Source organism: Rhizobium sp. 25PS6 (genome assembly GCF_032464655.1).
In the GTDB taxonomy this organism is placed as follows: domain Bacteria; phylum Pseudomonadota; class Alphaproteobacteria; order Rhizobiales; family Rhizobiaceae; genus Rhizobium; species Rhizobium laguerreae.
The window spans coordinates 291,334-315,661 of sequence record NZ_JAWDIV010000003.1 but is presented as its reverse complement, the minus strand read 5'-3'; the positions used below and the strand labels follow the sequence as shown (position 1 = coordinate 315,661).

23 protein-coding genes are annotated in these 24,328 nt (G+C 60.4%); 6 read left to right on the top strand and 17 right to left on the bottom strand.

Features of this window, described 5'->3' with window-relative positions; all coding sequences use genetic code 11:
* Nucleotides 1-9: 9 nt before the first annotated feature.
* The 7 genes from ytfQ to pcsA all read right to left on the bottom strand — a co-directional run bounded on the left by ytfQ (nt 10) and on the right by pcsA (nt 7,562).
* On the bottom strand, nt 10-972 hold the full coding sequence (gene ytfQ, locus RWK44_RS06245) for a galactofuranose ABC transporter, galactofuranose-binding protein YtfQ (protein ID WP_316028551.1): 963 nt from the start codon (nt 970-972) through the stop codon (nt 10-12).
* Nucleotides 973-1,116: 144 nt separating this feature from the next.
* On the bottom strand, nt 1,117-2,193 hold the full coding sequence (locus RWK44_RS06240; protein ID WP_131666046.1) for a BMP family ABC transporter substrate-binding protein: 1,077 nt from the start codon (nt 2,191-2,193) through the stop codon (nt 1,117-1,119).
* 49 nt (nt 2,194-2,242) lie between these two features.
* The gene (locus tag RWK44_RS06235) at nt 2,243-3,163 is read right to left on the bottom strand and encodes an ABC transporter permease (RefSeq protein WP_131666045.1); all 921 of its coding nucleotides are present in this window, start codon (nt 3,161-3,163) and stop codon (nt 2,243-2,245) included.
* Nucleotides 3,160-4,245 (bottom strand): ABC transporter permease, encoded by a 1,086-nt coding sequence (locus RWK44_RS06230; RefSeq protein ID WP_131666044.1) that lies wholly within the window; start codon nt 4,243-4,245, stop codon nt 3,160-3,162. Before RWK44_RS06230 ends, RWK44_RS06235 begins: the two co-directional genes overlap by 4 nt.
* Nucleotides 4,235-5,803 (bottom strand): ABC transporter ATP-binding protein, encoded by a 1,569-nt coding sequence (locus tag RWK44_RS06225; protein ID WP_131666043.1) that lies wholly within the window; start codon nt 5,801-5,803, stop codon nt 4,235-4,237. Before RWK44_RS06225 ends, RWK44_RS06230 begins: the two co-directional genes overlap by 11 nt.
* A 39-nt stretch (nt 5,804-5,842) precedes the next feature.
* Entirely contained in the window at nt 5,843-6,823 is a 981-nt protein-coding gene (locus RWK44_RS06220) for a quinone oxidoreductase family protein (RefSeq protein WP_077981027.1), read from the bottom strand.
* A gap of 10 nt (nt 6,824-6,833) precedes the next feature.
* Nucleotides 6,834-7,562, bottom strand: coding sequence for a phosphatidylcholine synthase (gene pcsA, locus RWK44_RS06215; RefSeq protein WP_077981270.1), 729 nt, complete (start codon nt 7,560-7,562; stop codon nt 6,834-6,836).
* Between the two features lie 356 nt (nt 7,563-7,918).
* Here pcsA and RWK44_RS06210 point away from each other — a divergent pair, with 356 nt between their 5' ends.
* Complete coding sequence (locus RWK44_RS06210) at nt 7,919-8,731, top strand: ferredoxin--NADP reductase (RefSeq protein ID WP_018069601.1); 813 nt, start codon at nt 7,919-7,921, stop codon at nt 8,729-8,731.
* A 49-nt stretch (nt 8,732-8,780) separates the two neighbouring features.
* Here the strand turns inward: RWK44_RS06210 and RWK44_RS06205 are convergent, their stop codons facing one another.
* Entirely contained in the window at nt 8,781-9,395 is a 615-nt protein-coding gene (locus RWK44_RS06205; protein ID WP_077981028.1) for a GntR family transcriptional regulator, read from the bottom strand.
* Between the two features lie 264 nt (nt 9,396-9,659).
* On the opposite strand from RWK44_RS06205, the gene RWK44_RS06200 reads away from it, so the two are divergent.
* From RWK44_RS06200 to RWK44_RS06180, 5 genes are all read left to right on the top strand, one after another.
* Nucleotides 9,660-10,613 carry a LysR family transcriptional regulator gene (locus RWK44_RS06200; protein WP_165504464.1) on the top strand — a complete coding sequence of 318 codons (954 nt, stop codon included), beginning with the start codon at nt 9,660-9,662 and terminating at the stop codon, nt 10,611-10,613.
* A 156-nt stretch (nt 10,614-10,769) separates the two neighbouring features.
* A complete protein-coding gene (locus tag RWK44_RS06195) occupies nt 10,770-11,783 on the top strand; it encodes an amino acid ABC transporter substrate-binding protein (RefSeq protein ID WP_077981030.1) in 1,014 nt (337 codons plus the stop codon).
* Nucleotides 11,784-11,833: 50 nt separating this feature from the next.
* Nucleotides 11,834-13,021 (top strand): amino acid ABC transporter permease, encoded by a 1,188-nt coding sequence (locus tag RWK44_RS06190; RefSeq protein ID WP_131666040.1) that lies wholly within the window; start codon nt 11,834-11,836, stop codon nt 13,019-13,021.
* A 1-nt stretch (nt 13,022) separates the two neighbouring features.
* On the top strand, nt 13,023-14,162 hold the full coding sequence (locus RWK44_RS06185; RefSeq protein WP_131666039.1) for an amino acid ABC transporter permease: 1,140 nt from the start codon (nt 13,023-13,025) through the stop codon (nt 14,160-14,162).
* Nucleotides 14,163-14,302: 140 nt separating this feature from the next.
* Nucleotides 14,303-15,529 (top strand): MalY/PatB family protein, encoded by a 1,227-nt coding sequence (locus tag RWK44_RS06180; protein ID WP_077981033.1) that lies wholly within the window; start codon nt 14,303-14,305, stop codon nt 15,527-15,529.
* A 15-nt stretch (nt 15,530-15,544) separates the two neighbouring features.
* Here RWK44_RS06180 and RWK44_RS06175 read toward each other — a convergent pair whose 3' ends face one another.
* The 9 genes from RWK44_RS06175 to RWK44_RS06135 all read right to left on the bottom strand — a co-directional run bounded on the left by RWK44_RS06175 (nt 15,545) and on the right by RWK44_RS06135 (nt 24,295).
* A complete protein-coding gene (locus RWK44_RS06175) occupies nt 15,545-16,747 on the bottom strand; it encodes an ABC transporter permease (protein WP_072638506.1) in 1,203 nt (400 codons plus the stop codon).
* Nucleotides 16,737-17,453, bottom strand: a complete 717-nt coding sequence (locus RWK44_RS06170; protein ID WP_003539566.1) for an ABC transporter ATP-binding protein — start codon at nt 17,451-17,453, stop codon at nt 16,737-16,739. The genes RWK44_RS06175 and RWK44_RS06170 overlap by 11 nt, the downstream gene beginning before the upstream one ends.
* Before the next feature lie 12 nt (nt 17,454-17,465).
* Nucleotides 17,466-18,758, bottom strand: a complete 1,293-nt coding sequence (locus tag RWK44_RS06165) for an efflux RND transporter periplasmic adaptor subunit (RefSeq protein WP_316028550.1) — start codon at nt 18,756-18,758, stop codon at nt 17,466-17,468.
* 161 nt (nt 18,759-18,919) lie between these two features.
* The gene (locus RWK44_RS06160) at nt 18,920-19,294 is read right to left on the bottom strand and encodes a GFA family protein (protein WP_316028549.1); all 375 of its coding nucleotides are present in this window, start codon (nt 19,292-19,294) and stop codon (nt 18,920-18,922) included.
* 9 nt (nt 19,295-19,303) lie between these two features.
* A complete protein-coding gene (locus RWK44_RS06155; RefSeq protein ID WP_077981036.1) occupies nt 19,304-19,513 on the bottom strand; it encodes a hypothetical protein in 210 nt (69 codons plus the stop codon).
* Nucleotides 19,514-19,829: 316 nt separating this feature from the next.
* A complete protein-coding gene (locus RWK44_RS06150; protein ID WP_131666037.1) occupies nt 19,830-20,909 on the bottom strand; it encodes an ABC transporter ATP-binding protein in 1,080 nt (359 codons plus the stop codon).
* A 31-nt stretch (nt 20,910-20,940) separates the two neighbouring features.
* A complete protein-coding gene (locus tag RWK44_RS06145) occupies nt 20,941-21,990 on the bottom strand; it encodes a carbohydrate ABC transporter permease (RefSeq protein ID WP_003539547.1) in 1,050 nt (349 codons plus the stop codon).
* Entirely contained in the window at nt 21,987-23,024 is a 1,038-nt protein-coding gene (locus RWK44_RS06140; protein ID WP_316028548.1) for a carbohydrate ABC transporter permease, read from the bottom strand. The genes RWK44_RS06145 and RWK44_RS06140 overlap by 4 nt, the downstream gene beginning before the upstream one ends.
* An 11-nt stretch (nt 23,025-23,035) precedes the next feature.
* Nucleotides 23,036-24,295: an ABC transporter substrate-binding protein gene (locus RWK44_RS06135; protein ID WP_316028547.1), complete on the bottom strand. Its 1,260-nt coding sequence runs from the start codon at nt 24,293-24,295 to the stop codon at nt 23,036-23,038.
* Nucleotides 24,296-24,328: the final 33 nt, after the last annotated feature.

Genomic DNA, 24,328 nt, shown 5'->3' with positions numbered 1-24,328 from the left:
CACATCAGATCAGTAGCCCTGACCCTTCTTCTCTTCGTAGACCTTCATCGGCTCGTCGGCAGGCGTGTAGAGCTTCGACTCGGTCTGGATCCACTTGGACGGAGCCTTCTTGTCCTTCAGATAGGCTTCGAGCGCATCGAAGGCCGGACCTGCCATATTCGGCGTCAGCTCGACCGTGGCATTGGCCTCGCCTTCGGACATCGCCTTGAAGATATCCGGAACGGCGTCGATGGAGACGACGAGAATATCCTTGCCGGGCTTCAGGCCGGCTTCCTTGATCGCCTGGATGGCGCCGACGGCCATGTCGTCGTTATGGGCGTAGAGAGCGCAGATATCCTTGCCGCCATTCTCGGCCTTCAGGAAGCTTTCCATGACTTCCTTGCCCTTGGTGCGGGTGAAGTCACCGGTCTGGCTGCGAACGATCTTGAGGTTGTCGTGGCCGGCAAGAGCTTCTTCGAAGCCCTTCTTGCGGGCGATGGCCGGCGACGAACCGGTGGTGCCCTGAAGCTCGACGACATTGCACTTCTTGTCGCCGACGGTCTTGACCAGGAAGTCGCCTGCGACCTTGCCTTCATGGACCAGGTCCGACGTCACCGCCGTCAGGTAGAGATCGTCAGGAGCCTTGATGGTACGGTCGAGAAGGATGACCGGGATTTCGGCTTCCTTGGCTTCCTTGAGAACGTCGTCCCAGCCGGTTTCGACGACCGGAGCAATGAGAATGGCATCGACGCCCTGAGCAATGAAGGAGCGCAGAGCCTTGATCTGGTTTTCCTGCTTCTGCTGCGCATCGGCAAACTTCAGATCGATGCCGCGCTTCTTGGCCTGTTCCTTGGTCACGGTCGTTTCAGCCGCACGCCAGCCCGATTCCGAGCCGATCTGCGAGAAGCCGACAGTGAGGCCGGCGGCCGAAGCCGAACCGAACATGCAGGCAGCCAGAATCGTGGCACTCAAAAGTGCAGTCTTCAATTTCATGATTTCCTCCCAATGCCGCATCTCGCGGCGCAGGGTCAAAAAATCATATAGTATTACTTTTGTAAATCGGAATCTTGGGATGCATTGCAGCAAAAAAAGAGCGCCCAGAAGGGCGCTCTTCGCAACTGCGAGATAGCTACGGGACTATTTACCCGGAAGCTTGTCGTCGACACCTTCGACATAGAAGTTCATGCCGAGCAGTGTGCCGTCATCGGCCTTCTCGCCGGCCTTCAACCAGGGCGTGCCGTCCTGCTTGTTGATCGGGCCGGTGAAGGGATGCAGTTCGCCTGATTTGATCTTGGCTTCGGTCTCCTCGGCGAGTTTCTTCACGTCGTCGGGCATGTTGGTATAGGGCGCCATCGTCAGGATGCCGTCCTTGAGGCCATCCCAGCTCTGCTCTGACTTCCAGGTGCCGTCGAGAAGCGCCTTGACGCGCTTGACGTAATAATTGCCCCAGGTGTCGATGATCGCGGTCAGCTGGACGTTCGGGCCAGCCTTGATCATGTCGGAAGCCTGGCCGAAGGCCTTGACGCCGCGCTGCTCGGCGACCTGCATTGGCGCGGTCGTGTCGGTGTGCTGGGTGAGGATATCGACGCCCTGGTCGATCAGCGCCTTGGCGGCATCGGCTTCCTTGCCGGGGTCGAACCAGGTGTTGACCCAGATAACCTTCATCTTGAAGTTCGGATTGACCGACTTGGCGCCAGTTTCGAAGGCATTGATGCCCATCACCACCTCGGGGATCGGGAAGGAGGCGATATAGCCGGCCGTGCCGTTTTTAGAGAGCTTGCCGGCGATAATGCCACTGATGTAGCGGCCTTCATAAAAGCGCGAATTGTAGGTCGCGACATTATCGGCGGCCTTGAAGCCTGTCGCATGCTCGAACTTCACTTTCGGGAACTTCTTGGCGACAGCAATAGTCGGGTCCATGAAACCGAAGGAGGTGGTGAAAATAAGCGAGCAACCGGAGCGGGCCATGCGCTCGATGGCGCGTTCGGCATCCGGGCCTTCCGGGACGCTTTCGAGGTAGGGCGTCTCGATCTTGTCGCCGAATTCCTTCTCGAGCTGGAGGCGGCCGTTCTCATGGGCCTGCGTCCAGCCGCCATCGGTGCGGGTGCCGACATAAACGAAGCAGACCTTGGTCTTATCAGCCGCCTCGGCGGCCGAACCGATGCTAACGACGAGGGCAGCTGTCGCTGCGAGAGCAAGTGCAAGTTTTTTCATATTGACCCCTGTTGGTTGGAAGTTTCGAAACCTGTCTTGTTGTTGTTGTTCACCGGTCCGGCACGAAGCCTTTGCCGAGCGAGGCCGGCGTATTGATCAACGTCGTGCGCCGATTATGCGAGATGATGATGAGGACCACAACTGTCGCCGCATAGGGCAGCATCGAAAGGAACTGCGAGGGAATGCCGATGCCGAAGGCCTGGGCGTGCAGCTGCAGGATCGTTACCGCCCCAAAGAGATAACCGCCGGCCAGCAGGCGCCAAGGCCGCCAGGAGGCGAAGACGACGAGCGCCAGCGCGATCCAGCCTCGCCCGCTTGACATGTTCTCTGTCCATTGCGGCGTATAGATCAGCGACAGCTGCGCACCGGCAAGGCCGGCGCAGGCGCCGCCGAACATCACGGCGAGGTAGCGCATACGGATAACATCGATGCCGAGCGCATGCGCCGAGGCGTGATTGTCGCCGATGGCGCGGATCTTCAGGCCGGTGCGACTCTTGAAGAGGAACCAGTTGACGGCGATAACGAGCAGGATCGACAGGTAGAAGATCAGATCCTGCTTGAAGAGGACCGTTCCGACATAGGGAATGGCCGAAAGCACCGGAATTTCGATCGGCAGCAGCCGGACGCCGGGCGCCCCGACGAAGGCCTCGCCGAGCATGCCGGAGGCGCCGAGGCCAAGGATCGTCATCGCAAGGCCTGTCGCCACCTGATTGGCGACGAGCGTCAACGTCAGGAAGGCGAAGAGCAGCGAAAACAGCGCGCCGCTGACGATGCCGCCGACAATGCCGATATAGGCCGAGCCGGTGAGCTGTGCCGTGGCGAAGGCACCGACCGCGCCCATGATCATCATGCCCTCGACACCGAGATTGAGAACGCCGGAGCGCTCGGTCACGAGTTCGCCGAGCGCGGCGATGACGAGCGGCGTGGAGGCGGTGATGACAGTCAGCAGAATCGCTTCGAAGATGCTCATGCCGCCCTGCCCCCGACCCGCGACCAGACCAGGCGGATTTTGTAATAGATCAGCGTGTCGCAGGAGAGCACGAAGAAGAGCAGCAGCCCCTGGAAGACGCGGGTGACCTTGTCGGAAACGCCGAGCGAAAGCTGGGCTGCCTCGCCGCCGAGATAGGTCAGCGCCAGCACCAGGCCCGATGCAATGATGCCGAGCGGATTGAGGCGACCGAGGAAGGCGACGATGATGGCGGTGAAGCCGTAGCCCGGCGAGATCGCCGGCTGCAAATGGCCGATCGAGCCGGAGACCTCGGCTATCCCGGCAAGGCCGGCAAGAGCGCCCGAGAAGAGAAAGCTGAACCAGATCATCTTCTTCGACGAGAAACCGGCAAAACGCCCTGCCCGCTCCGATTGGCCGAGCACGACGATCTCGAAACCTTTCAACGTATAACGCAGCATGAACCACGCACCGATTGCGGCGACAATGGCGAAGATGAAGGCCCAATGGGCGCGGCCCGACTCTTCCCAGATCGCGGGCAGCACCGCTTCCGACGCGAAATCACGCGAAACCGGAAAGTTGAAGCCCTGCGGATCGCGCCAGGCGCCGCGAATCAGCCAGTCGAGGAAGAGCTGGGCGATATAGACCAGCATCAGCGATGTCAGGATCTCATTGGTGTTGAAATGCGCCTTCAGCAGCGCCGGAACGGCGGCGAAAAGCGCGCCGCCGAGCGCGCCCAATATCAGCATCAGCGGCAGCACCAGCGGCGAATGCCAGTCGTAGAAGACGATCGGCAGATAGGAGCCGGTGATGGCGCCGATGGTGAACTGGCCTTCGGCGCCGATATTCCAGTTGTTCGAGCGATAACAGACTGCCAGGCCGACGGCGATCAGGATCAGGGGCGCGGCCTTGATCGCCAACTCGTGCAGCGACCAGACCTCGAGCAGCGGCTCGATGAAGAAGGCGTCGAGTGCGGCGACCGGGTCCTTGCCGAGCATGGCGAACATGATGGCGCCGAAGACCAGCGTCAGGACAAGGGCCAAGAGCGGCGAGACGAAGGCGAAGAGCTTCGAGACGTCGGGCCGTTTTTCGAGTTCAATGCGCATGGGGCGCCTCCGGAGCAGAGCTGCTCTCGTGCAGGCCGCCCATCAGCAGGCCGATCTTTTCACGCGTCAACTCGCCCGCCGGAAACGGGCGGGAAAGGCGGCCTTCGGAGATGACCGCGATATCCGTCGCCACCTCGAAAATTTCGTCGAGATCCTGGCTGATAACGACGACGGCCGAACCGCTTCTTGCGAGATCGACGAGCGCCTGGCGGATGCGGCTTGCCGCCCCGGCATCGACGCCCCAGGTCGGCTGGTTGACGACGAGCACCGCCGGCTGCCGGTCGAGCTCACGGCCGACGATGAATTTCTGCAGGTTCCCGCCGGAAAGAGAGCCGGCGGCGGGATCCTCGCCACTCTTGCGGACATCCATCGCTTCTGAAATGCGCCTGGCTGCGGATTTCACCGCAGCGTGGCGGATGATGCCGAAGAGGCCTAGAAACGCCTTGCGGTCGGACTGGCTGCGGGCAAGGACGAGATTGTCCGACAATTTCATGGCGGAGACGGCGGCGTGGCCGTGGCGCTCCTCCGGCACGAAGCCGGCGCCGAGAAGACGGCGGGCGGTAATGCCCTGGTTGCCGACCGGTTTCTTGCGGATGACGATCGCCTCAGCCGAGGCGACCGGATATTCGCCGGACAGCGCGTCGAAGAGCTCGCTTTGGCCGTTGCCCGCGACACCGGCAATGGCGAGGATTTCGCCCGAGCGGACCGCCATCGACACATCGCGCAGCGCCATGGCGAAAGGGGTGCGCGCGGCAACGGAAAGACTGGCGACGGCAAGCTGCACCTCGCCCCTGTCGCTACGCTCCGGATGCGTCACGGTCGCCACTTCGCTGCCGACCATCATGCGAGCGAGGGAGGCAGGCGTTTCCCGCTTCGGATCGCAGGCGCCGGTCACGCGGCCATGACGCAGGACGGTGGCGCGATCGCAGATGCGCTGCACCTCTTCCAGGCGGTGGCTGATATAGAGAACCGAACGGCCTTCGGCACGGAGCTTGAACAGTGTTTCGAACAGCTTGTCGGCCTCCTGCGGCGTCAGCACCGAGGTCGGCTCGTCGAGGATGATCAGCTTCGGGTTCTGCAGCAGCGCGCGGACGATCTCGATGCGCTGGCGCTCGCCGACCGAGAGATCGGCGACATGGGCATGCGGATCGAGCGGCAGGCCGTAGGCGACGGACAGCGCCCTCGCCTCCCCGGCGATTTTGTCGATCGCGATAGCGTCATCCAGCGACAGCGCGATGTTTTCGGCAACCGTCAACGCCTCGAACAGCGAAAAATGCTGGAAGACCATGCCGATGCCGAGCTTGCGGGCCTCCCCTGGCGATGCGATCGCGACCGGCTGGCCCTGCCAGAGGATCTGCCCGCCCGTCGGCTCGAGAACGCCGAACAGCATCTTCACCAGGGTGGATTTGCCTGCACCATTTTCACCGAGAAGCGCATGAATTTCGCCCGGCGCTATATCGAGATCGATTTCATTGCAGGCGGCAAAGCCACCGAAGAACTTCGTCAGCTTCTGGACCGATAATAACGCGCCGGAATCCGGCACATTCAATGGCGACACGTTCCCCTCATTTCTTCTGCCAACCGGTCCGTTCGGATCTCATGGAATCAGCAGCGTCGTTCCTGTTGTTTTTCTTGTTTCCAGATCCACGTGAGCCCGCCCAACCTCACGCAGCGGATAGGTTTGATTGATATTGATACGCACTTTGTTGCTTTGCACAATATCAAATAGCGCTTTGGCACTGTCGATCAGCTCCTGGCGCGCGGCGATGTAGGTGAAGAGCGTTGGCCGCGTTGCAAACAGCGAGCCCCTCTGCGCCAACATTGCGAGGGTGAAATTCTCGATCGGACCGGAAGATTGGCCGAAGGAGGCAAAAAGACCGCGCGGTTTCAGACAATCGAGCGACTGTGGAAAAGTATCCCGGCCGATCGAATCGTAGACGACATCCACGCCCTTGCCGCCGGTGATGTCGCGGACACGATCGGCGAAGCTGTCGCTCTTGTAGTTGATCACATGATCGTAGCCATGGGCGAGCGCCAACTCGATCTTGTCTTCGGAGCCCGCCGTGCCGATGACGGTGGCGCCGAGCGCCTTAGCCCATTGGCCGGCGATCAGGCCGACGCCGCCGGCTGCGGCGTGAAACAGCAGGACGGTCTCAGGGCCGACCTTGAAGGTGCGGTTGAGGAGATATTCGGCGGTCATGCCCTTCAGCATCATCGCCGCCGCCGTTTCGAGTTCTATGCCGTCAGGCACATGCACCAGATGCCGCGTCTCAATATTGCGTTCGGTGCTATAGGCGCCGTCGGCGCTGGCGTAGGCGACACGGTCGCCGACCTTGAAATCCTCGACGCCGGGGCCGACCGATGTCACGGTGCCGGCGCCCTCCTTGCCGGTGACAAAGGGCAGATGCGGCGCCTTGTAGGTGCCGTTGCGGAAATAGACATCGATGAAATTGAGCCCGACCGCCGCCTGTCTGATCTGCACTTCGCCTGTCGATGGCGGCGGAAGATCGATCTCGACATAGTCGAAAACCTCCGGCCCGCCCGTCCTCGAAAATGAAACCGCCTGCGTCTTGGTCATCTTGCCTGTCCTATGCTTCGCGCCCAAGGGCGGGGAAGAATTGCAGCACCGCGCCGATGACGTAAAGATAGGCGCCGGTTACGATGAAGAGAATGAGCGCCCATTCGGGTGTGTCGAAATGCATCAGCAGCGAAAAAATGCCGAGCGCCGACCACAGGAAAAAGACGCCGAGATTGAGCGGGCGCAACCTTTTGACCCGGACCGGGTGAAGGAAATTGATCGGCAGGAAGGTCAGCACCACCGAAACGATGACGACGGTGAGCGCCGTCGTGGCGCTGGCATCGATGACGAACAGCGTGAAAACGATCATGTTCCAGACCACGGGGAAGCCGGAGAAGAAATACTCGTCCGTCTTCATGCCCATATCGGCATAGTAGATGGCGCTGGAGACGACGATCATGCCGGCGGCGAGGAAGGACCAGGGCTCGCCGATCATGCCGCTCTGATAGAGCGCGAAGGCCGGCAGAAGCACATAGGTGACGTAGTCGATGATATTGTCGAGCGTATCGCCCGACCAGTTCGGCAGAACTTCCTTGACGCGCACCTTGCGGGCGATCGGCCCGTCTATGCCGTCGACCAGAAGGGCGAGGCCCAGCCACCAGAACATGTCGATGAAGCGGTGCTCGGCGGCGGCAACGACGCCGAGAAACGCAAGAAAGGAGCCGGATGCGGTCAGAATATGGACGGAAAAGGCGCGCATCTCCGCATAAGGAACTCGCTTGTAGTTGAAAATCTTCATATTCCCCGACCGCCCTATCGCGCTCGCCCCGGCAAGCATCTTTTTTTTCGCCACCATCGCCGGACCCTGTTGCTGAATCGGGTTCGACGCCGTAGGTCTTTGTTGTCGCACCGTTTTTGTCGAAAACCGGTATCCGTTTGCGGCGCGCTGCTCTAATATGCATCCTTTGCCGGCCTTCGCCAGCGGGAAATACGACATTCCCCGCCTGCCCTTGCTCCCCATTGAATCCTGACAATGACATGCATATTTCCCTTTAGAAGCGTCGCGTGGAATGGAATGCCTTTAATTCCGGCCGGATTTGTAATATCTCGCTCGCATTCGAAAGTTCATCCGACGAAACGGGATCCGCTACCGAAATGAACGCGCCTGCAAAGACCGAAGACTTCGCCTTGTCCATCCCCGCCGGCGTCTATGCCGAGACGGTGCTCGATGTCACGCACTATACCGACCGGCTCTTCCGCTTCACGATGACCCGGCCGCAGGGCTTCCGTTTCCGTTCCGGCGAATTCGCGATGATCGGCCTGATGGTCGAGGGCAAGCCGGTGTTCCGCGCCTATTCGATCGCCAGCCCCGCCTGGGCCGAAGAGCTTGAATTCTTCTCGATCAAGGTGCCGGACGGTCCGCTCACCTCCCATCTGCAGGCGATCAAGCCGGGCGACCAGGTGCTGATGCGCAAGAAGCCGACCGGCACGCTGGTGCTCGATGCGCTGACGCCCGGCCGTCGTCTCTACATGTTCTCGACGGGAACGGGCATTGCGCCTTTCGCCAGCCTGATCCGCGATCCCGAGACCTATGAGAAGTTCGAGGAAGTCATCCTTACCCATACGACACGCGATGTCGCCGAACTGAAGTACGGCTTCGATCTCGTGCACGAAATCCAGAACGACGAGTTGCTGAAGGAAGTCGTCGGCGACAAGCTGCGCCACTATCCGACAGTGACGCGCGAGGATTTCGAATATCGCGGCCGCATCACCGACCTTATCTCCTCCGGCAAGCTGTTCACCGATCTCGGCGTACCGCCGCTCGACCCGGCGATCGACCGCGGCATGATCTGCGGTTCCTCGGCCATGCTGAAGGATACCAAGGAACTGCTTGAGAAGGCCGGCCTCGATGAAGGCGCCAACAGCAAGCCCGCCGAATTCGTCATCGAGCGCGCTTTCGTCGGCTAAAACATTTCTGACAATCAGACCTGTGGCGGCTCCGGAAACGGAGCGGCTTCTATGTCTGGCTGAGGTAATCGATCAGGACCGCCATGGCGGCGCGCGCCTCATCCGACCTGCCCTGATGGATGGCGCGGATGACGGCGACGTGTAGCGCGATGGCGCGATCCATGCGCTCCGGGCTCGCCTTGGAGTACCAGAGGCGGCGCGAATGCGTCTGCACCGGGCCGAGTGCTGCCGTGATGAAGCCGTTCGGGCAGGCATCTTCAAGGATTTCGTCGAAGGCCTTGTCGGCGGCGAAGAAGCCGGCGAGATCGCCGGTGACGGCGCATTCCTCCATCGCGCGGGCGCAATCGATGAGGCGCGCGCGATGCTCGTCGCTTGCATGTTCAGCAACAAGGCTTGCCGCGATCGGCTCCAGCTCGCGGCGCACCTGCATGACATTGCGATGATCCTCAGCCGCGATCTCGGCGATCTGCAGCCCGACGCGCGGCTTCACCAGGATCAGCCCCTGCCAGGCAAGCTTCTGGATCGCCTCGCGCACCGGCGTACGCCCATGGCCCGCCATATCGATCAGCTGCTTTTCAGTGACCAGCGCGCCGGGCTTCAACGCCAGCGTCACGATCAGATGCTCCAGCGCGAGATAGGCAAGATGGCTTTGTGAAGTCTGCATGCAAACAACCGTGCCCCACTGATATATCAAATTCTGGCATGCTGGAAAACGCACGGCAAGCCGTACTGGTATATCCCCACGGAGATAAATGAATGGACGCTCTCAAGATTGAGTGCTCCGACGAAGGGGCGTCTTCGTGACAGCGCGGACCGGCGGTCCGCGCCATCGTATCTCAACAGAAATTGTCCCTTGTCACCTTACGATTGTCATGCGCCTGGCGAAATGCTTCGATGCTCCTCATGAACCGGTTTCATGGAGCTCGCAATGTCTCCCGACAACGTTGACCTTAATCTCCTGCGCGTCTTTGATGTTCTGATGCGGGAAAGGAGCGTTACGCGCGCTGCCGATCAATTGGGCCGGACCCAATCCGCAGTCAGTCACTCGCTCTCGAAATTGCGCATCGTATTTAAGGACGAGCTGTTCACACGCGACGGCGGATTGATGAGGCCCACGCCTCGCGCATTGGAGCTTATCGGGGACCTATCTGACTCTCTCGGAAAAATTCGCACGTTGATTGGGCGGTATAATGTCTTCGACCCTGCAACGACAGAACGAAAGTTTCGCGTGGGGCTCACTGACTATCATGCGATGATCTTCATCCCAGGCCTCATTCGAGAATTCTCCAGACAGGCGCCATATGCGACCCTGAATGTCATACCTGCAAATCGGGCTGAATCCGAAAGCGCAGACTACTTCCGACAGGTTGATTGCACTTTGACGGGCGCGAGTCTGAAGGACGACCCCAACCTGACTAAAACCGAGCTCGGGCAGGACAGAATCCTCTGCGCTGTTTGGAGTGGCAGCCAGATCGCCAGGGCTCCATTAGGTTTGGAGCAGTATCTTTCGGCATCTCACCTTCAAATTTCCGCCGATGGTTTATCTGAGGGTTTGGCAGATGCTGCACTTAAAGAGCGTGGGCTTAGGCGAAAGGTCGTAGCAACCATTTCGAACTACCTAGTGATGCCGTTGGCGCTCAGGGGGACGGACCTGATCACGCATTGTGGCGACGGTATTTTTCAGATTCTTGACGAAGCAAACGAGATAACACTTCTCTCTCCGCCCATACCCATTCCTTCCGTCAGCGCAAGTCTCGTGGTTCACCGGCAGATGGCTGCCGATCAGGGAAGCCTTTGGTTGCGTCGCCTCATAACTGAACTGTATCACGCGGCTCAAATCAGAAAAAATGAAGCCATATTGGCAAACAACGTTATCGCGTGACGAGGAGCGCCAACTAGGTCGTCAGCTTTGACGCATCCACCGGGGCCTGATGTTCGTATGAATCTCATTCATAAATCGAATGACGACAACCAATTTGACAGTTTAGTCCTCAGCGAGCCACCCTCTTTGGCAGAATTCAAAAAAGGGGATCCATTTATGCGAAATTTAGTGGCTGGTATTCTCGGCGCGGTAATTGCCGCCTGTGCATATCCCGTTTCGGCGGGAACCTTAGACGATGTCAAAGCAAAGGGCATCCTCACATGCGGGACGAACCCGGCAACGGCGGGTTTCAGCGTTCCTGACAACGATGGGAAGTGGACAGGCTTCGTCGTCGACTACTGCCGCGCCGTGGCCGCTGCCATCCTCGGGGATGCAACGAAGGTCAAGTTTATCCCGCTCAACGCCAAGGATCGGTTTACCGCGCTCCAATCCGGTGAGATCGACATCCTGGCTCACAATGCGACTTGGACGTCCTCGCGAGACACTTCCCTCGGCATCATCTTCGCTGGAGTTTATTTTTATGACGGCCAGGGCTTCATGGTTCGCAAGTCGGAGAATATTCAGTCCGCCAAGGGTCTGGACGGCGCATCGATTTGCGTTTCGCAGGGGACGACCGCCGAATTGAATCTGGCCGACTATTTCCGCATCAACGGCATGACCTATAGCGCCGTCGGTTTCGCGGATGAAGAGGCTGTTATCAAGGCCTATGAGGAAGGGCGTTGTGACGTTTTCTCCGCAGACACTTCGAGCCTGAACGCTGCGCGTATCCGTATGGCGAAGCCCGACGAGAACGTCGTGCTCCCGGAAATCATTTCGAAGGAGCCGCTGGGGCCAGCCGTCCGCCAAGGTGACGACCATTGGCTGAACATCGCCAAGTGGACTCTCAATGTCATGCTCGCTGCAGAAGAGTTCGGCATAACCTCGAAAAACGTCGACGAGATGAAAAATTCCGACGATCCGAATATTCGCCGTCTCCTGGGCGTCGAAGGAAGCTTCGGCAAAGACGTCGGGCTCGGTGAGACCTGGTCTCAGGACATCATCAAGCAGGTCGGCAATTATTCCGACATTTTCGAGCGTTCGATCGGCAAGGAATCTCCCTTGAAGATAGAACGTGGTGTGAATGCGCTCTGGAACGCCGGCGGCCTTCAGTACGCGCCTCCCATCCGTTGATACGAGGCCGCCAGGAGAATCGGCGGCCTCTTCCTAGTTGGGAGGAACGAATGGTTGACATATCTCAGCCAATTTATGTGCGCAAAACCTTCTCGTTGCATGACAAAAAGGTCCGTGGCATCGCCTATCAAGCCGCGTTGGCGGTGAGCCTGTCAGTGATCCTCGCTGCGGTTGCAACCCAAACCGTTTCCAACATGAAACGACGCGGCATTCCTCTCACATTTGATTTCTGGAACCAAACGTCAGGATTTCAGATCAACCAGACGCTGATCCCATACGACACCCTGTCCACCTATGGACAGGCCTTTTGGGTAGGTGTTGCGAACACGCTCCTGGTAAGTGTACTCGGCATCGTTTTTGCTACGATTATCGGTTTCCTGATCGGCGTTTCACGCCTTTCCCGCAACTGGATAGCGGCCAAAGTCGCGACCTCCTATGTCGAAGTCATCCGAAATATCCCGCTGCTGCTTCAGCTTCTGTTCTGGTACAACGCAGTCCTCAAGCCGCTGCCCGCTCCAAAGGCATCGATCTCCCTTCCAGGGGGAATATACCTCAACAATCGCGGGGTCATAATGCCAGCGGTTGAACTTCAGGCCGGCGCCAGCTGGGTCGGCGTCGCAATCGCTGTCGGGATAGCTGTTGCTGTTGCATTCGGGGCCTACGCCCGGACCGTCCAGAAGCGAACCGGCAAGCAGCTTCCAATCCTCCTAGTCAGCATACTCGCCCTCGTTGGGTCACCGCTGCTTGCTTATTTAGCAATGGGCAGTCCCGTGACCTTCACCTATCCGGAGTTGAAGGGTTTCAACTTCCGTGGTGGCCAGCAAATCTACCCCGAATTTGCCGCCCTGCTCATCGGCCTTTCTGTTTACACGGCGTCATTTATCGCTGAGATCGTCCGCGGCGGCATTCAAGCCGTTTCGAAGGGACAGACAGAAGCGGCCCATGCGCTCGGTCTGCCGGACGGCAAAACGTTACGCCTGGTTGTGGTTCCGCAAGCATTGCGGATCATCATTCCGCCACTGACCAGTCAATATCTGAACTTGATCAAAAACTCATCGCTTGCTGTTTTTATTGGCTATCCCGACCTCGTTCAGGTCTTTGCGGGATCGGTCCTCAATCAAACGGGGGCGGCGGTCCAGGTGATGGCCATAACGCTCGCGGTCTATCTCGTCATCTCTTTGATCACATCGGCCGCCATGAACGCCTTTAACCAACGTTTTGCGCTCGTGGAGAGATGAGATGAATGAAGCTCTTCATGCGCCGGCTGCATATCGACATGAATACATTCCTGCTGTCGCTCCGCCGCCCGGAATCCAGCCCGGCCCTATGACTTGGGTGCAGACGAACCTGTTCTCGAGTCCCTTCTCATGCCTTTTAACCGTGTGCTTCACCGGGCTGGCGGTTTGGCTCGTTTGGCTATTCCTGAGCTTTGCCTTGATAAATGCCGTGTGGAGCGGTGACAGCGAAACCTGCCGTGCCAATCCAGACGGCGCATGCTGGTCGTTTGTCGCCGCTAAACTGAACTATCTACGGTACGGCGCATATCCGGCAACCGAGCGCTGGCGGGTCGACGTAACGCAGCTGATTGGTGCTGCCTTGGTCGGGTGGCTCCTATGGCGGAGCGCGCCACATCGTAACATGGCGGCATCGCTGTTTTTTGGAATTTATCCCATTGCGACGTTTGCGCTGCTTCGTGGCGTTGAATCTATGGGCTTACCGATAGTAGACACCACCCTCTGGGGCGGAATGATGATCACGCTGTTGATGTCCATCGTCGGGATCGTGTTTTCGCTGCCGCTCGGTATCGTTCTCGCACTCGGCAGACGTTCCGAGCTCCCGATCGTCAAGGCCGTTTGCGTCTTTTATATCGAAGTTGTGCGAGGCGTACCGTTCATCACCGTACTGTTCATGGCGAACTTCATGATGCCCCTGTTTGTGCCCGAGGCGCTCACGCCGGACAGGCTTCTTCGCCCAATGATCGGCACCGCCCTCTTCTCGGCGGCTTACATGGCGGAAGTCGTTCGTGCCGGACTGCAGGCAATCTCCAAAGGGCAATATGAAGCGGCTCAGGCGCTGGGCCTCGGGTACTTCACGAGCATGAGGCTCGTCATCCTGCCTCAAGCGCTCGCGATCGTCATTCCCGGCATCGTTTCGACATTCATTGGACTATTCAAGGACACGACGCTCGTCGCAATCGTCGGCATTGCAGACTTTCTGCGAGCGGTCGAAACCGCCCGTATCGATCCGAACTGGGCGGGACCGACTATCTCGTCAACCGGTTATCTTTTCGCGGCGGTTATCTACTGGATCTTCTGTTTCGGGATGTCTCGGTATTCCATGTCCGTGGAAAGTCATCTCGCGCGCGGTCACAAATCATAGGAAGTGCGGATGTTGAACAATCCGAAGTAGACGCCACTGGCGACATCACAGCAGCCGCTGGGCAGTTCCTGCGACAGAGGCGATTGTCCCGCTCATTCAACGCGCGGCTTGCGCACACATTGGCACTAGGAATCCAACCGATGACACATTCCCGTGCACCGGCGACCAGGAAACTGGGCGCCGAGGAGCCGAATTTTGACGTTGTCCACGACCGTAGCCAATTCGGCTCGGCGAAATGGGCCAATCAATGGGACGAATTCTCTCCCCGCGTCGAGGGTGACGGATTGATATCGCTTTGGACGGCCGACATGGATTTTCGTGCGCCGGAACCGGTGATTGCACGCCTGCGCGAGGCCGTTGATCATGGCATCTATGGCTATACCAAGCGCGATCCGCACCACTACGAAATCATAAAATCCTGGTTCAAGCGCCGCCACGGCTGGAATGTGGATATCGAGACGCTGCTTCCTGCTCCGGCAATCATGCCCTCCGTCGCAGCCATCTTGCGGACCTTTACGCAAGCTGGTGACGGCGTCATCGTCCAGGCACCGGTCTATTCCCCATATTTCCAAGTCGTCCGCGAGAATAGCAGGAAGCTCCTGATCAACCGCCTGAGACTTACGAACGGCGCGTACGAGCTCGATCTGGAGGACTTCGAACGGCAAGCTGCGAACGGCGCCCGCGCATTTTTATTGTGCAATCCGCACAACCCTGCCGGAAAGGCCTGGACACGTGAGGAGCTGAAGAGCCTCGACACCATATGTGAGCACTACGGCATCCTGGTCATCTCCGACGACATTCACTGCGACATTCGACTAAGCGATCGTCCTCATATCGTATTCTCCTCTCTCGATGAAGCCGCTGCGGCAAAATCCTTCATCTGCACAGCACCAACCAAGACATTTAACCTGGCCGGCGTACCTGCGGCTACCGTTTCCGTTGCTGACCGGAAGCGCCGCGAGGAACTGTTCCAGGTCATGCAAGCATCGTTCATGCTGAACGCTCACTATTTCGGGCGGCTGGCTCTTGAAGTCGCGTATAGCTCGGGCGATCAATGGCTTGACAGCCTTACACCTTATATTCGCGAAAACGTCAATCTCGTCTCGATCATAGCGGGCAGCAATCTTCCGGGTATCACACCCATGAGACCTGACGCGTCATATCTGGTGTGGCTGGATGCGCGAGAGTTGGACGTAAAAGTGGAAGGAATCCATCGATTCTTCGTCGACCGGGCCGGGGTCAACCTTTACGACGGGCGGGTCTATGGCCCGGGTGGAGAAGGATTCATCCGCCTAAACGTCGGTTGTCCGCGCTCAATCCTCAAGGAAGCGCTCGGACGCATGGCACGCGCCCTCGCATCGCTATAGCGCTTGCGGCGTCTCTCACTCGTGCCGCAGCGCCTCAATAGGGTTCAACTGCGCGGCCCTTCTCGCCGGGAAATAGCCGAAGATCATGCCGATCGCCGCGGAGAAGAGGAAGGCGACGGCGACCATTAGGGGGCTGAAGACGAAGGGGACTTTCAGGAGCGTCACGGTGCCGAAGCCGAGGCCGAGGCCCAGTATGATGCCGGTGATGCCGCCGAACAGCGACAGTGCCACCGCCTCGACCAGGAACTGGGTGAGCACCTGGTTTTCGAGCGCGCCGATCGCCAGGCGGATGCCGATCTCGCGGGTGCGCTCGGTGACGGAGACCAGCATGATGTTCATGATGCCGATGCCGCCGACGAGCAGGCTGATCGCAGCGACGGCGCCGAGCAGGCCGGTCAGCAGCGTCGTCGTGCCGGTCATCGCCGCGGCGATCTGGGTCATGTCGTTGACGTTGAAATCGTCCTGGCGGCCGGGCACGATCTTGCGGCGCTCGCGCAGGAGATTTTCGACATCGGACTGCACCTTGGCGGTCGACACGCCGTCGCGCGCCGAGATAATGATCTGCGGCACGTTGCTGCTGCCGCTGATGCGCCGCTGGAACACCTTGACCGGCATGATGACGACATCGTCCTGGTCGTTGCCCATGCCGGACTGGCCGCGCTTGGCGAGTACGCCGATGACGGGGCACGAGACCTTGCCGACGCGGATCTGCTGGCCTGTTGGGTCGGCGCTGCCGAAAAGCTGCGAGCGCACCGTTTCGCCGATGATACAGCGCGCCTGGCCGCGTTCCTCGGCAGGGGTGAAATTGCGGCCGAGCGCCAGGTTCCAATCCTGTGCGATGAAATAATCGTTGGTGGTGCCGGAGACGCTTGTGGAATGGTTCTGGCCGCCGAAGATCACCGTCGCCGTCGACTGATTGAGCGGCGCCACGGCCCTGAGGCCGCCGATCTGGTCGCGGATCGCCGCGACGTCCTTGACGCTGAAGCGCTTGGCCTCGGAACTCGCCCGGCCGGGGCCGAACTGGCCGGGACGGACGAACAGCATGTTGGTGCCGAGTCGCGACAGCTCGGTCGAGACCTGCGCAGTCGTGCCGTTGCCGATCGTCACCAGCGCGATGACGGCGGCAACGCCGATGACGACGCCGAGCACGGTCAGGAACGAGCGCAGCATGTTGCGGCTAATGGCCCGCAGCGCCAGCTTCAGCGTCTCAAAGAACATGATCCGCCCTCCTCCGGTGCTCGACTTCCGTCTCCAGCTTGCCGTCGACGAAACGCAGCAGCCGCTGCGCATAGGCGGCGATATCGGGCTCGTGGGTGACCATAACGATGGTGATGCCCTGCTCGCGGTTCAGCCGCGTCATCAGATCCATGATTTCGACGCTGGTCTTCGTGTCGAGATTGCCTGTGGGCTCATCGGCGAGCAGCAGTGCCGGCTCGGTAACGATGGCGCGGGCGATGGCGACACGCTGCTGCTGGCCGCCTGACAGTTCCTGTGTCTTGTGATGTTCGCGCCCGGTGAGACCGACCAGCGCCAGCGCCTCGCGGGCCCGTTCGCGCCGCTCGCGCACCGCCATGCCGCGATAAATCAGCGGCAGCTCGACATTTTCGACGGCCGAGGTGCGCGACAGGAGGTTGAAGCCCTGGAAGACGAAGCCCAGCATATGGCGGCGCAGCAGCGTCAGCTGGCTGCGGTCGAAGCCGCTGGTCGGAATGCCCTCGAAGATGTAGTCGCCGGCGCTCGGCACGTCGAGGCAGCCAAGAATGTTCATCGCCGTCGACTTGCCTGAGCCTGACGGCCCCATGATCGCGACGAATTCATGGGCGTTGATCGCAAGGTCGACGTGGTCGAGCGCGCGGATCGCCGCCTCGCCCTCGCCATAGATTTTCGAGACCTGTCTGAATTCGATGAGCGGCGGGCTTGCCATCCGTCTCTCCGCCTAGTTCGCACGCGCCGTGGCGTCGATCACCAGTGCGTCGTCTTGCTTGATGTCGCCGGAGACGACCTGGGTGAACTGGCCGTCGGATGAGCCGACCTGGATGACAACAGGCACTGGCCGGCCGTTGCGCAGCACCCAGACGCGGCGCTGCGTGCCTGTCAGCGCCGAACCGGCATTGTTGTTGCGCTGGCGCGACGGGCCGAAGATGCCGAAAATGCCGCGACCGCGCCTTTCGGCCTGGGCCGGGGCATAGCGCAACGCAGCGTTCGACACCATCAGCGTGTCCTTGACGGCCTCGACGGTGACATCGGCCGTCGCCGTCATGCCGGGGCGCAGCAGCAGGTCGGCATTGTCGACGGATAGAACCGCCTTATAGGTCACGACATTGTTGACCACTTCGGAGGCGAAGCGGATCTGCTCGATCTCGGCGGGAAAGGTCCGGTCGGGATAGGCGTCGACCGTGAACTTCGCCTTCTGGCCGACGGCGATCTGGCCGACATCGGCCTCGTCGACATCGACCTGCAGCTCCATCTTCTTCAGGTCGCCGGCGATGGTGAAAAGGATAGGCGCCGAAAGCGAGGCTGCGACCGTGGCGCCCGGATTGACGGAGCGGGTGAGGATGACGCCGTCGATCGGCGAGATGATCTTTGCCTTGGCGAGATTGACCTCGGCAAGCTGCAGGTCGGCCTCCGAGGCCAGGACCTCGGCCTCGTTGATCTGTTTGGCGGCGACGGCGGAATCATATTTGTAGCTGGCGTCGTCGAGGCTCTGCTGGGTGGAGACGTTGCTTCTGACTAGGCTCTTCAACCGCTCGAGAGAGGTGCTTGCGGATTGCATATCGGCATTGGCCTTGATGACATTCGCCTTAGCCGAATTGAGCTTGGCGCGCGAGCTCTTCACATCCGCCTCGAGCTTATTCGTATCGAGGAGGGCGAGCACTTCGCCTGATTTGACCGTGCTGTTGTAATCGACATTGACGTCGCGGACCGTGCCGGAAAGCTCGCTCGATATATCCACCTGCTCGGTCGGCTGTACGGAGCCGGTGGCGGTGACGAGCACCGTCAGATCACCGCGTTTTGCCGGCTGGGTGGCATAGCTCACTTCGCTTTGCCCACGGCCCATATAGAAATAAGCGGCGACTGCTGCGGCAACGATGAGAATCAGCAGGATGATCAGGCGTCCGCGCCAGCGGCCACGCTTGCCCTGCCGTCCCGATGCGGCAAGGACCGCTGCCAGATCGGATGCTGCGCCTGTCTTTGCTCCGGTCTCGCTGCCGCTTACGATTTTGTTCATGTCGTCCTCAATCCGTCAGTGGCCGCCTGCGGCCTCTGCGGTGAAATAATCACAACGCAGATGAACCGGCGATTAGCGTGCCGCCGAACTGGCACGGAATTGCGGATGGGTGAAATGAAATATTGGTAAGGAAAGGCTGGTTCAGGCGCCCGAAGCGTCTATCAATCCGCGTCCTCGGCATATTGGCCCGCGCCCGGCAAAGGATGCAGCCAAGGCTCGCGCCGCTTGATCCAGACCTCATAACCAGGCGCAAGGTCGGTCGGCGGAGTGTCCAGGGACCCCAGGCGGATTTCCGCCTCGTCATCCCTAAGGCAGAAAAGCCTGCTGCCACAGGCGGGGCAGAAGCTGCGGCCGGCGAAGGTAGCGATCTCGCCGTTATGGGAGAAAGCCTGGCGCGGCCAGACCGCGAAAAAGGTGAAGGCGGAGCCGCTCGATTTGCGGCAATCGGCGCAGTGGCAAAGGCCGACGCGAAGCGGTTCGCCGTCCACCCTGTAGGCGACCGCCCCGCAAAGGCAGCTTCCGGTTCGGATCCTCATGTCGGACCGTCAGGCGTCGAGATTGGTCGGCAGGCCCGGCGGGCGCTGCTTTGCCGCCATCAACAGGTCGAGTTCGGTGGCGGATGGGCCGAACTTGTCGTAGAGGCGCTTTGCCTCCTTGTCGTCCAAGCGGTATTTCCTGGCAAATTCGCCGATACTGTAGGGGCGGCCACGCAACACTCTTCGCGCCGGGGTCGCCGTATTCGGTGCGTCGGTCATGGTTTTCTCCTTTCGTCACGTCCCTTTTAAGCTAGAGCGAGCTGTCGATTTGGAAAGAGCCGACGAGCCGCATCGAGGCTTCCGGCATTGGGGAATGCGGTTGTTTTCCTGGAACCTTTTCGCCGATATGCGTATTTTTCGGACCGAGGTTGCGGGCCACGCCAAGCGGACGCGGCGGTACTGGAGAACATCGGGATTTTTCCGCTTTCTCCCGGTGGCCAACGAAGTGGCAGACGAGTTCCCTGCCCGCCCGGTCCGCTTCCTCATCCCGCTCTTTTCGAATGGAAAACCGCTGCCCACTTTTGCGCGACATTCGTTAAGACAGGCGCTGGCCGTCCTCGCTGAAGAGGTGGAGTATATCGGGATCGAGATGCAGCGGCAGGCTGTCGCCGGATTTCATGCGCTGCTGGCCGGCAAAGACCGCAATCAGCTTCTTTCCGGCCGCCTCGGCGTGCACGACGGTCTCCGAGCCCAGTTCCTCGACAAGCGTGACGCTTGTATCCAGCCTGCTCGCGGAGCCGGCATCGGCAAGGGTGATATGCTGCGGCCGGATGCCGATGCTGACCCTTTCGCCCGCTGGGCGTGCCTCCTTGGCAACCACGGAAAGACGATGGCCGCCGACGGTTTCGACCTCAGCGAAACCGTCCTCGTGACCGACAATCGCACCTTCGAGAAAATTCATGTGCGGCGCGCCGATGAAGCCGGCGACGAAGCGGTTGGCCGGCTTGTTGTAGAGTTCCAGCGGTGTTCCCACCTGCTCGATCCTGCCGCCTCTCAGCACGACGATGCGGTCGGCCAGCGTCATTGCCTCGACTTGGTCATGGGTGACGTAGATCATCGTCGCCTTCAGGCGGGCGTGAAGGGCCGCCAGTTCGGCACGCATGCTGACCCTGAGTTCGGCGTCGAGATTGGATAGCGGCTCGTCGAGCAGGAAGGCATCCGGCCGCCGCACGATGGCGCGGCCGATCGCCACGCGCTGGCGCTGGCCGCCGGAGAGCTGGCCCGGGCGGCGCTGCAGGAAAGGTTCGATCTCCAGCATGCGTGCGGCGTCGGTGATGCGCGCTTCGATCTCGGCCTTCGCCACCTTGGTGTTCTCGAGACCGAAGGCGAGGTTTTCCCTGACGCTCATATGCGGATAGAGCGCATAGGACTGGAAGACCATGGCCAGGCCGCGATCGGCGGCGCTGATAGCGGTAACATCCTTGCCGTCGATGGCGATGCTGCCGCCTGTGGGCTTGTCGAGGCCGGCAATCAGACGCAACAACGTCGATTTCCCGCAGCCGGAAGGGCCGACGAAAGCGACGAACTCGCCGTCGTTGACCTCAAGCGAGACATCGCGAATGACCTCGACGGCGCCGAAATTCTTGACGATGTTCCTGAGCTCAAGCCCGCTCATGCACTCTCCTGTTTCTTATTTTAAGGTTGGCCTATTTGAGCCCCGAGCCGGCAATGCCGGTGGTGATGAAGCGCTGCAGGAAGACGAAGATCAGCACGACTGGGATCATCGAGACGACGGTCATGGCGAGGATATAGTGCCATTGCACATTGAGCTCGCCGGCATAGACGTTGAGGCCGACCTGCAGCGTATAGAGTTCCTTGCGCGAGAGCACGATCAGCGGCCAAAGGAAGTCGTTCCAGCGCCAGACGACCGAGAAGATCGCCAGCACTGCGAGAGCCGGCGCCGACAGCGGCAGGATGATGCGCCAGTAGATCTGCCATTCGCTGGCCTTGTCCATGCGCGCTGCATCGAGCAATTCGTCGGGAATCGTCAGCATGTATTGCCTGAGCAGGAAGACGCCCGTCGGGGTGGCGACCGTTGGGAGGATGACGCCCCAAAGGCTGTCGAAGAGGTTCAGCGTGCCGATGACGGAATAGAGCGGCACGACGATGACCGAGAGCGGCACCATCAGCGTCGCCAGGATCATCAACATGACAGCGGTGCGGCCGGGGAACTGGTATTTCGACAGCGCGAAGGCGGCCATGGAATTGACGAGCAGCGTAATCGCCGTCGCCACGACGGTGACGAAAACGGAGTTGCGCAGGAACAGGAAGAAATCGAAGCGCTGGAAAGGTTCGGTGTAGTTGCCGCCGGCGAATTCGACCTGGCGCACCGGCGTGCGGTCCTTGATATTCGCCTTGACGATTTCGCCCGGCTGTTTCGGATCGACCATCTGGCCGATGATGCCGATGCGGCGGACTTCGGCGAGCACGCGGGTGCTGCCATCCGGCATTGCGACATTATAGAGCGGCAACGGCTTGTCGTAGCCCGGCACCACGGCCTGTTCGGTGACATAGGGCAGGAAGGACGGCGGGAATTCGGCAAGGGCCGCCGGCGTCTTGAAGGAAGAGAAGACCAGCCAGACGGCGGGGCCGAACATTAGGAAGACGCCCGAGATCAGCCAGATCCAGGTGACCACATCGGTCCAGTGCCAGCCGCGGCCGCGGCGGCGGAGCAGGAAGGCAGAGACTGCGCTCATTGGCGTGCTCCCTTCTTCTCGTTGCGGCTGCTGACGCCGAGCTGGACCAGCGTCAGGATGACGAGCACGATGCCCATCAGGATCGAGGCGGCCGACGCCAGTCCTGGATTGCGCAGCGAACTCGCAAAGCCGGTCTCATAGATATATTGGGTGATGTACATGGTGCTGGTGCCCGGTCCGCCGCCGGTCAGCACGAAGACCTCGTCGAAGATCTGCACGGCGCGGATCAGCGCCAAGACCAGCACGACGATGAGGTTCGGCATCAGAAGCGGCAGGGTAATGCGCCGGAAGATGCGGGTCGGGCGGGCGCTGTCCATCGCCGCCGCCTCGTAGAGATCGCGCGGGATCGCCTGCAGGCCGGCGAGCAGGATCAGCGCATAAAAGCCCATATGCGCCCAGACCGAGACGAAGACGGCAAAGAAGAAGGCCCAGAAACGATCGCTGAGCCAGGAGAAGGGCTCGAAGCCGAAGGGGCTCAGCGCATAGTTCAACAGGCCTTCGCGCTGCAGGATCCATTTCCAGATCAGGCCGACGACGACGGGCGACAGCAGCACCGGGAAGAAGAAGACGGCGCGCCAGAAGCCGCGATTGGAAAGCTCGCGGTTGAGGATCAGCGCCGTTGCGAGCGCTGCGATCAGCATCACTGTGACCTGAAAGACGACGAAGACGGCGGTGTTGCGCACGGCCGCCCAGAAAGTGTCGGCAGCACAGGTCGAGGGGTCGAGATAGCTGCCGCAATCGAAGAGGATGCGGTACTGGTCGGCGCCGACATAGGTCCTGTTTTGCAGGAAGATGGCGCTGCCGCTCGTCGTCGAATAGATGAAGTTGATGACCAGCGGCAGCAGCACGAAGACGGTGAAGATCAGCATGTTGGGCGCCAGGAAGACGCCCGCCATGCCGTTCAGCCCCGTCAGCTTCTGCCAGCCGCGCATGGGAATGTCGACGATCCCCATGGCAAGCCGGACAGGCGCCAAGAGCGCCTGCCGCAGACCGGTTCTCGCCGGTGGTTCAGAAGAAACCGTCTTCGCCGCCATCTGTTCTTCCGTCAGTTGCCGGCGACCTTGGCCTTGATGTCCTCGTCGATGCGGGCATAGGCGTCGTCGAGCTTCATTTCGCCGGCGATCACCTGGCTGATGCGGGCGACGATGGCGCTGTAATAGGCATCCGACCACTTCCAGCCCGGCAGCTTCATGGCGGGTGCCGCCGTCTGGCCGGCCGCTTCGACGAAGGCCTTCAGCGCCGCCTGCACATGCGGATTGTCGGTCTTGAAGTCCATCTCGCCGGCGGCGACGCCCTTATGCGCAGGAATGAACAGGCTGCGTTCGGCAAACTCCTTCTGCACGTCGGCACCTGCCAGGTAATCCATCACCTTGGCGACGTCCTTCGGGTTCTTGGTGTATTTGACGGCGACCAGACCCGCACCGCCCTGCATGCCGGTGCAAGCGGCCGTGCCGCAGGGGCTTCCGGCCATCACCCAGTCGAAATTGTCGCCGATCTTCTGGGCAAAGCCTGAGACCTGCCAGCTGCCCGAATAAAGATAGGCAAGGCCGCCATTGATGAAGTCCTCGGCGGCGGAGCGGTAGGTGGTGCCGGCAGCACTGACCCAGACATCCTTGTTGATGGTGCCGTCCTCGTTCCACTTGACGAAGCGGCTGAGGAAGTCCTTGGCGCCCTGATCGATCGGCGCCGGCTTGCCGTCGGCGGCGATGTAGTTGGCGCCGTAGGAGATGTTCGGGCCGGAGACGCGGTGACCGGAGCGGTCGATCGCCATGGCGAAGACCTTCTGGCTGTCGGCAACCTTCTTGGCGGCCGCCGCCCAGTCGTCCCAGGTGGCCTTCGGGCCGGGAATTTCGACCCCGGCCTGCTCGAACAGCGTCTTGTTGACGAAGCCGCCGGTCAGCGTCAGCTGTGTCATGAAGCCGGTGATGGCGTTCGAGCCGTCCGGACGCATCCAGTCTGCCTGGGCGCCGAAATTATCCTCCCAATATTTCGCGTCGGTGAGGTAGGGGCGAAGATCGAGCCAGTGCTGGGCAGGCGCCTTCAGATTGGTGAGGCGGGCGATATCCGGCCCCTGCCCGGCTTCGAGCTGCACCGGCAGCTGTTCCTTGACGACGTCGTAGGAGACCTCGTCGAGGATGATGTTGACGTCGGGATTGGCCTTCGAGAAGCGCGAGAGCAGATCCTTGATCACCTCGCCTTCGCCGCCATCGGAATACCACATGATGCGCACGTCGCCGGCATGGGCGGCAACGGAACTCAACAGAATTGCAGCAAAAGCCGCGCCGATCGATTTCATTCTGGTCATTTTCTCCTCCTCTTGACCGAAAAATTCCTGCGC